The sequence below is a fragment of the Burkholderia sp. E168m15 genome (assembly GCF_016586105.1).
Classification (GTDB): domain Bacteria; phylum Pseudomonadota; class Gammaproteobacteria; order Burkholderiales; family Burkholderiaceae; genus Burkholderia; species Burkholderia orbicola.
Genome location: NZ_BCPO01000157.1, coordinates 25,725 through 33,708 on the forward strand (window position 1 = coordinate 25,725; position 7,984 = coordinate 33,708).

General features: G+C 65.8%; 6 protein-coding genes. 3 read left to right on the forward strand and 3 right to left on the reverse strand.

Annotation, left to right across the window (positions count from 1 at the left end):
- The first annotated feature begins 8 nt into the window (after positions 1-8).
- Entirely contained in the window at positions 9-1,460 is a 1,452-nt protein-coding gene (locus tag JMF86_RS22920; protein WP_011548109.1) for a bifunctional 2-methylcitrate dehydratase/aconitate hydratase, read from the forward strand.
- Between the two features lie 52 nt (positions 1,461-1,512).
- Positions 1,513-4,230, forward strand: coding sequence for an aconitate hydratase AcnA (gene acnA, locus JMF86_RS22925; protein WP_011548110.1), 2,718 nt, complete (start codon positions 1,513-1,515; stop codon positions 4,228-4,230).
- A 177-nt stretch (positions 4,231-4,407) separates the two neighbouring features.
- On the opposite strand, the gene JMF86_RS22930 is transcribed toward acnA, so the two are convergent.
- From JMF86_RS22930 to JMF86_RS22940, 3 genes are read right to left on the reverse strand one after another with little or no spacing between them, the layout of a single operon-like run.
- A complete protein-coding gene (locus tag JMF86_RS22930; RefSeq protein ID WP_006479363.1) occupies positions 4,408-4,851 on the reverse strand; it encodes a DUF1801 domain-containing protein in 444 nt (147 codons plus the stop codon).
- Positions 4,848-5,279, reverse strand: coding sequence for an SRPBCC domain-containing protein (locus JMF86_RS22935; RefSeq protein WP_011548111.1), 432 nt, complete (start codon positions 5,277-5,279; stop codon positions 4,848-4,850). Before JMF86_RS22935 ends, JMF86_RS22930 begins: the two co-directional genes overlap by 4 nt.
- Positions 5,279-5,602, reverse strand: coding sequence for a helix-turn-helix transcriptional regulator (locus JMF86_RS22940; protein ID WP_011548112.1), 324 nt, complete (start codon positions 5,600-5,602; stop codon positions 5,279-5,281). The genes JMF86_RS22935 and JMF86_RS22940 overlap by 1 nt, the downstream gene beginning before the upstream one ends.
- Positions 5,603-6,247: 645 nt before the next feature.
- On the opposite strand from JMF86_RS22940, the gene JMF86_RS22945 reads away from it, so the two are divergent.
- Positions 6,248-7,981 carry a protease pro-enzyme activation domain-containing protein gene (locus JMF86_RS22945; protein WP_011548113.1) on the forward strand — a complete coding sequence of 578 codons (1,734 nt, stop codon included), beginning with the start codon at positions 6,248-6,250 and terminating at the stop codon, positions 7,979-7,981.
- The last annotated feature ends 3 nt before the right edge of the window (positions 7,982-7,984 follow it).

Below are 7,984 nucleotides of genomic sequence, written 5' to 3' on the forward strand. Positions count from 1 at the left end.
GCCCCTCGATGTCCGCCCCGGTCTCCAACGTCCGCCCCGCGCCGGATTCGGTACTCGTCGACATCGTCGACTACGTGCTGAACACCGGCATCGACGGCGCGCTCGCGCTGGAGACGGCGCGTCATTGCCTGATCGACACGCTCGGATGCGGACTCGAGGCGCTGTCCTACCCTGCCTGCACCAAGCTGCTCGGCCCCGTCGTGCCCGGCACGATCGTGCCGAACGGCGCGAAGGTGCCGGGCACGTCCTTCCAGCTGGATCCCGTCCAGGCCGCGTTCGACATCGGCGCGATGATCCGCTGGCTGGACTTCAACGACACCTGGCTCGCCGCCGAATGGGGTCATCCGTCCGACAACCTCGGCGGGATCCTGGCGACGGCCGACTGGCTCTCCCGCACGGCCCGCGCGGCCGGCCGGAAGCCGCTCGCGATGCGCGACGTGCTAGTCGCGATGATCCAGGCCCACGAGATCCAGGGCTGCCTCGCGCTCGAGAACTCGTTCAACGCGGTCGGGCTCGACCACGTGCTGCTCGTGAAGGTCGCATCGACGGCCGTCGTCGGGCGCCTGCTCGGGCTCACGCGCGACGAGCTGATCAACGCGGTCTCCAACGCATTCGTCGACGGCCACGCGCTGCGTACGTACCGCCATGCGCCGAACACCGGTTCGCGCAAATCGTGGGCGGCCGGCGATGCCACGTCCCGCGCGGTGCGCCTCGCGCTGATCGCGAAAACGGGTGAAATGGGTTATCCGTCGGCGCTCACCGCCAAAACCTGGGGCTTCTACGACGTGCTGTTCGACGGCAAGCCGTTCCGCTTCCAGCGCCCGTACGGCACGTACGTGATGGAAAACGTGCTGTTCAAGATCGCATTCCCCGCCGAATTTCATGCGCAGACGGCCGCCGAGGCCGCGCTGCAGCTGCACGCGCAGCTCGCCGCGGCGGGCCGCACGACCGACGACATCAGCCGGATCACGATCCGCACGCACGCGGCCGCGATCCGCATCATCGACAAGCAGGGCCCGCTCGCCAATCCGGCCGACCGCGACCACTGCATCCAGTACATGGTCGCCGTGCCGCTGCTGTTCGGCCGGCTGACCGCGGCCGACTATGAAGACGCGGCCGCGGCGGACCCGCGCATCGACGCGCTGCGCGCGAAAACCGTGTGCGTCGAGGATCCGCAGTTCACAAAGGATTACCACGATCCGGACAAGCGATCGATCGCGAATGCGCTGACGATCGCGTTCACGGACGGATCGAAGCTTGCCGAAGTGGCGGTCGAGTATCCGCTCGGCCATCGGCGGCGGCGCGCCGAAGGCGTTCCGCTCCTGGTCGAGAAGTTCAGGACCAACCTCGCCCGTCGCTTTCCGGCCAAGCAGCAACAAGCGATTCTCGACGTGTCGCTGGACCAGGCAAAGCTCGAAGCGATGCCGGTCGATGAGTACGTCGACTTGTACGTGATATAGCCGTCATTTACAGGACACGTAGTTTCCTAGCCTTAAACCCAGGAAAATCACCATGGCCCACAATCTCCACAAGACCCTCAAGGAATTCGACAGCGGTTCCGGCAAAGGCAAGTTCTACTCGCTGCCGCAGCTCGGCAAGGAACTGAAGACGAAGATCGAACGCCTGCCGGTGTCGATCCGCATCGTGCTCGAGTCCGTGCTGCGCAACTACGACGGCAAGAAGATCACCGAAGAGCACATCGAGCAGCTCGCGAACTGGAAGCCGACCGCGAAGCGCGTCGACGAGATTCCGTTCGTCGTGTCGCGCGTCGTGCTGCAGGATTTCACGGGCGTACCGCTGCTCGCCGACATCGCGGCCATGCGCGGCGTCGCCGAACGCACGGGCAAGAACCCGAAGAAGATCGAACCGCTGGTCCCGGTCGATCTCGTCGTCGATCACTCGGTCCAGATCGACTACTTCCGCCAGAAGGACGCGCTCGACCTGAACATGAAGCTGGAATTCCAGCGCAACAACGAGCGCTACCAGTTCATGAAGTGGGGCATGCAGGCGTTCGACACGTTCAAGGTCGTGCCGCCGGGCGTGGGCATCGTCCACCAGGTGAACCTCGAATACCTCGCGCGCGGCGTCCACAAGAAGACCGACGGCGGCGACACCGTGTACTACCCGGACACCCTCGTCGGCACGGACAGCCACACGACGATGATCAACGGCATCGGCGTGGTCGGCTGGGGCGTGGGCGGCATCGAGGCGGAAGCCGGCATGCTCGGCCAGCCGGTGTACTTCCTGACGCCGGACGTCGTCGGCGTCGAGCTGAAGGGCAAGCTGCGCGAAGGCGTGACGGCCACCGACCTGGTACTGACGATCACCGAAATGCTGCGCAAGGAGAAGGTCGTCGGCAAGTTCGTCGAATTCTTCGGCGAAGGCACGCGCTCGCTGTCGCTGCCGGACCGCGCGACGATCGGCAACATGGCGCCGGAATACGGCGCGACGATGGGCTTCTTCCCGGTCGACGAAAAGACGATCGACTACTTCGAAGGCACGGGCCGCACGAAGGCCGAAATCGCCGCGTTCGAAAACTACTTCAAGGCGCAGAACCTGTTCGGCATCCCGAAGGCCGGCGACATCGACTACACGAAGACGGTGACGCTCGACCTCGCGACGGTCGCGCCGTCGCTGGCCGGCCCGAAGCGCCCGCAGGACCGCATCGAGATCGGCCACGTCAAGTCGACGTTCACCGACCTGTTCTCGAAGCCGGTCGCGGAAAACGGCTTCGCGAAGAAGGCGGAAGACCTGAACACGCAATACACGACGAGCAACGGCGTCGACGTGAAGAACGGCGACGTGCTGATCGCCGCGATCACGTCGTGCACGAACACGTCGAACCCGAGCGTGCTGCTGGCCGCCGGCCTGCTCGCGAAGAAGGCGGTCGAGGCCGGCCTCACGGTCGATCCGAAGATCAAGACCTCGCTCGCACCGGGATCGCGCATCGTCACCGAATACCTGACGAAGACGGGCCTGCTGCCCTACCTGTCGAAGCTCGGCTTCGAAGTCGCGGCGTACGGCTGCACGACCTGTATCGGCAACGCGGGCGACCTGACGCCGGAACTGAACGAGGCGATCACGAAGAACGACATCGTCGCGGCGGCCGTGCTGTCCGGCAACCGTAACTTCGAAGCGCGTATCCACCCGAACATCCGCGCGAACTTCCTCGCGTCGCCGCCGCTGGTCGTCGCGTACGCGATCGCCGGCAACATCACGCGTGACCTGATGACCGAGCCGGTCGGCAAGGGCAAGGGCGGCCGTGACATCTACCTCGGCGACATCTGGCCGACGAGCGACGAAATCCACGCGCTGCTCAAGTTCGCGCTCGATCCGAAGAAGTTCGAGGACAACTACTCGAAGCTGACCAAGAAGGGCGACCTCTGGAGCAAGATCGAGGGCGAATCGGGCGAGGTCTACGACTGGCCGAAGTCGACGTACATCGCCGAGCCGCCGTTCTTCGGCAACGACTTCTCGATGGAGCCGGCTGCATCGATCCCGACGGTCAAGGGCGCGCGCGCACTGGGCATCTTCGGCGACTCGGTCACGACCGACCACATCAGCCCGGCAGGCTCGATCAAGGAAGACTCGCCGGCAGGCAAGTGGCTGAAGGAAAACGGCGTGCAGAAGGCCGACTTCAACAGCTACGGCTCGCGCCGCGGCAACCATGACGTGATGATGCGCGGCACGTTCGCGAACGTCCGGATCAAGAACCTGATGATCCCGCCGAAGGCGGACGGCACGCGCGTCGAAGGCGGCCTGACGATCCACCAGCCGAGCGGCGAACAGCAGTCGATCTACGACGCAGCGATGCAGTACGTCGCAGCCGGCACGCCGACCGTGGTGTTCGCGGGCGAAGAGTACGGCACGGGCTCGTCGCGCGACTGGGCCGCGAAGGGCACGCAGCTGCTCGGCGTGAAGGCCGTGATCGCACGCAGCTTCGAGCGCATCCACCGCTCGAACCTGGTCGGCATGGGCGTGCTGCCGCTGCAGTTCAAGGGCGCGGACAGCGTCCAGTCGCTCGGCATCACCGGTGAAGAGACGTACGACATCGAAGGCCTTGGCGACGACTTCAAGCCGCAGCAGGACGTCACGCTCGTGATCCATCGCAAGAACGGCGAAACGCAGCGCGTGCCGGTGCTGCTGCGCATCGATACGCCGATCGAAGTCGACTACTACAAGCACGGCGGGATTCTGCCGTTCGTGCTGCGCTCGCTGCTCGCAGCGTAAGCGCGCGGCTGTTGCAGGTGCCGCAGCCGCCTCGCGGGCGGTTGCGGCCGATTTGGATGCCCGACCTCGTGTCGGGCTTTTTTTCGTCTGTCGCTCGGTGGGCCCGCGGCGTAGCGTCGACCGCACGGCGGCGCCACGCTTTCGCGGGATGTCACCGGCCGGCATCCGGCTCGCGCGTCACGCCGCCTTGCTGCTTCGCACCTTCGCGCCCGCGGAGGAACCCGCCCGCGCGTTCTTCTTCAGATGGGTGCGGTTGTATTCGATCGCCGCGCGCACGAGGTGCTTCAACGCCCGCTTGTCGAGCTTGTCGCCTTCGAAGAAATCGATCGCGCGCCGCGCATTGCCTTCGAGGCCGTCGTTGAACAGCTGGTCGGGATCGGGCAATTTCGCGCCGTGCATGAACGTCAGCTTCACCTTGCCCTTGTGCGCGTTCGCGACCGCGATCATCCCGTCGCACGACCACACGGGGCTGCCCATCCACTTCCATTCCTCGACGATGCTGTCGTCCGCCGCGAGAATCGTCTGCCGGAGCTCGGCGAACGTCTTGCCGCGCCAGTCGACGATGCCGGCGATCAGCGCATCGATACGCTCCGACGGGGTCGGGTCCGATGCTGCGCTCATGAGCGGGCCTCCGTGCCTTCGTCGGGGTGCGCCAGCACCTGTTCGAGCGAATCGAAGAACCGCACCCAGCCGTGCTGCGCACCGCGGTAGGCCTGTTCCTGATCCGTACGGAAGCCCGCCTGCTCCATGCGCAGGTGCGTGCCGGCCGGCGTCGGCGTAAGCGTCCACGTCACGACGCTTTCGAGGCCGTGGGCCGCCCACGTATAGGACAGCGTGCGGTGCCGCTCGATCGCGAGGACCGTACAGTCGACCGAGCCCCAGTCCGCGCGAAAGCTGAACGCACGGCCCGCGACGGGCTCGAAGTCGCTCTTCATCAGCCAAGCCTCGATCAGGTGCGGTTGCGTGAGCGCGCGCCAGATCTTCTCCGGCGGATGCGGCAGTTCCCGGTCGACGACGACGGAGCGCGTTTCGGTAGTGGCTTGGTTCATTACTGATCCATCCTTTTGAGCAGATCTTCGAGGGCATCGAACCGGCTCTGCCAGAAGCCCGCCATCTGGCTCGTCCAGTCGATCAACGGGGCCAGCGCCTGCGGCTGCGCGCTGTAGTGCGTCTGCCGGCCTTCGTGACGGTCGTTCACGAGCCCGGCCTGCTTCAGTACGCCAAGGTGCTTCGACACGGCCGGCTGCGACACGCCCGCGTGGGCGGTCAGCGCGGCAACCGTCAGCTCGCCCTCCGCGCAGAGCCGCTCGAAAAGCGCGCGGCGCGTGGGATCGGCGAGTGTGCGGAACAGCGTGTCGTGAGCGGTCTGCATGCCGGGCAAAATCCATAACTCGATGGTTATGAATTGGATAATATCTGCTGAGCGCCGCACGTCAAGGCGGGATTTCGCGAACGACGTCGTTCGATCTCGCGCCACGGGTGCGTGCGTCGCACCGGCCCGCGCCCGCGCCGGATTCGAGCATTTCTTCTAATCGGCGATTGTGACGCGCGATCCGAAAGCAGCCTGCAAGACTGCCCGACGCGCCGTTCCACAGTTCGGGAAACGTCCGGAGTCGGCCTGCCCCGTTCTTGTGCCTGCACGAAGCCGTTCCTGACGGGTTGCTTCCAATGACCACATAGTGCGATACGGCGTGCCGCCATTGACACGCAAACGTCATGCATCCACGCGGTCTCACCTCCACGAACGCGCACATTCCAACGCTGCAACGAACGACTCGTGCGTGTGAGCGACGCGCGTCGCCGCACCGTCGTACCGCGAACCGGTTCCGCCCGCCGGCCTCGCCATCGTCAACATGTACGACGCCGCGCGCGCACTCATGCGTCCCATTGTCAGAACTGACAGCTATGGAAAATGGCAGCTACCCGAACGCCACCGACGCCCTACGCTCGTCACCGCTCGCGGCCCCACAAGGGCCGGGGGTTCCAGTAACGTCGCCTCTCCTAAAAAGGACTCCCGATGAAAAGGAACGCCTGGTTTGCCCTTCCCCTTCCGTCGCCCCGCCGTCTGGCGTGCGTGGCACCGCTCGTGTTCGCCGCCGTTGCGGCGCATGCGGCGACGGATTGGGTCGATACCCATACGAAAGCCTTTCTGACCGGCCCGCAGTTGATGGCGCGCAGTGCGGCGCCGTCGCTCGAACTCGCGGCCGGCGAGACGACCAACGTCGTCGTCAGCCTGAAGCTGCGCAACGCCGCGCAGCTCAAGCAGCTGGCGCGCGACGTGAACCGGCCCGGCAGCGCGCATTATCGCCAGTACCTGACGCACGAGCAGTTCCTCGCGAACTACGCGCCGACCGATGCGCAGGTGCAGTCGGTCGTCGACTATCTGCACAAGAGCGGCTTCACGAACGTCGAGGTCGCGCCGAACCGGCTGCTGATCTCCGCCAGCGGCACGGCCGGCACGGTGAAGACGGCCTTCAACACGTCGCTCGTGCACTTCGAGTACGCAGGCCGTTCAGGCTTCGCCAACACGTCGACCGCGCAGGTGCCGCGCGCACTCGGCGACGTCGTCGGCTCGGTGCTCGGGCTGCAAAGTGTCGCGCGTGCGCGGCCGCTGCTGCGCATCGGCAACGTGGCGAAACCGCAGGCGCTCGCGGCCGGCACGGCCACAGGCCACTATCCGAAGGAATTCCCGGGCCTCTACAACGCGACCGGCGTACCGACCGCGGCCGGCGTGACCGTCGGCATCATCACGATCGGCGGCGTGTCGCAGACGCTGCAGGACCTGAAGCAGTTCACGTCGAGCAACGGCTACGGCACGGTTTCCACGCAGACCGTCAAGACCAACGGCACGGGCGGCAGCTACACCGACGACCAGGACGGCCAGGGCGAATGGGATCTCGACAGCCAGTCGATCGTCGGCTCGGCCGGCGGCCAGGTCGGCAAGCTGGTGTTCTACATGGCGGACCTGAACGCCGCCGGCAACACGGGCCTCACACAGGCGTTCAACCGCGCGGTGTCGGACAACACCGCGAAGGTGATCAACGTGTCGCTCGGCTGGTGCGAAACCGATGCGAACGCGGACGGCACGCTCGACGCGGAGGAGCAGATCTTCACGACGGCCGCCGCGCAGGGCCAGACGTTCTCGGTATCGTCGGGCGACGAAGGCGTGTACGAGTGCAACAACCGCGGCTATCCGGACGGCTCGAACTACACGGTATCGTGGCCGGCTTCGTCGCCGCATGTGCTCGCGATCGGCGGCACGACGCTCTATACGACGTCGGCGGGCGCGTTCTCGAACGAGACGGTGTGGAACGAAGGGCTCGATTCGAACGGCAAGCTGTGGGCGACAGGCGGCGGCGTCAGCACGATCCTGCCCGCGCCGTCATGGCAGTCGGGCAGCAATCGCCAGTTGCCGGACGTCGCGTTCGATGCCGCGCAAAGCACGGGCGCGTACATCTACAACTACGGCCAGTTGCAGCAGATCGGCGGCACGAGCCTCGCCGCACCGATCTTCACAGGCTTCTGGGCACGCCTGCTCGCGGCGAACGGTACAGGCCTCGGCTTCCCGGCCAGCAACTTCTATGCGGACATTCCGTCGCATCCGTCGCTCGTGCGCTACGACGTCGTGTCGGGCAACAACGGCTATCAGGGGTATGGCTACAAGGCCGGCACCGGCTGGGATCTGACGACCGGCTTCGGCAGCCTGAACATCGCGAACCTCAACCAGCTGATCAAGTCGGGCGGGTTCTGAGCG

Bases quoted from the DNA above. Each gene is read 5' to 3' on its own strand.
- JMF86_RS22920 (WP_011548109.1), top strand. From the start codon at position 9: ATGTCCGCCCCGGTCTCCAACGTCCGCCCCGCGCCGGATTCGGTACTC.
- acnA (WP_011548110.1), top strand. From the start codon at position 1,513: ATGGCCCACAATCTCCACAAGACCCTCAAGGAATTCGACAGCGGTTCC.
- JMF86_RS22930 (WP_006479363.1), bottom strand. From the start codon at position 4,851: ATGAGCGCAGCATCGGACCCGACCCCGTCGGAGCGTATCGATGCGCTG.
- JMF86_RS22935 (WP_011548111.1), bottom strand. From the start codon at position 5,279: ATGAACCAAGCCACTACCGAAACGCGCTCCGTCGTCGTCGACCGGGAA.
- JMF86_RS22940 (WP_011548112.1), bottom strand. From the start codon at position 5,602: ATGCAGACCGCTCACGACACGCTGTTCCGCACACTCGCCGATCCCACG.
- JMF86_RS22945 (WP_011548113.1), top strand. From the start codon at position 6,248: ATGAAAAGGAACGCCTGGTTTGCCCTTCCCCTTCCGTCGCCCCGCCGT.